We start from the raw sequence: 278 nt of genomic DNA on the forward strand, positions 1-278 counted from the left end.
CTTCTACATGATCGTCGGCCTGGTCGCCGCCGATGCAGGCAGCATCGTGCTCGACGGCAAGGACATCACCGGCGACCCGATGTATACCCGTGCCAAGCAGGGCGTGGGCTACCTGCCGCAGGAACCCTCGGTGTTCCGCAAGCTGACCGTGGCCGACAACCTGCGGCTGGTGCTGGAGCTGCGCGAAGACCTGGATTCAGCCGGCCGCGAACGCGAATTGAACAGCCTGCTCGACGAACTGCAGCTGGGCCATGTGGCCGACCAGCTCGGTGCCAGCC

1 protein-coding gene is annotated in these 278 nt (G+C 65.8%); it reads left to right on the plus strand.

Annotated elements, in window-relative coordinates; genetic code table 11:
- Positions 1-278, plus strand: a 278-nt coding sequence (locus tag EN850_RS36110; protein ID WP_136093109.1) for an ATP-binding cassette domain-containing protein, incomplete at both ends; no start/stop codon positions are given.

Source organism: Mesorhizobium sp. M8A.F.Ca.ET.207.01.1.1, assembly GCF_004794715.1.
GTDB lineage: Bacteria > Pseudomonadota > Alphaproteobacteria > Rhizobiales > Rhizobiaceae > Mesorhizobium.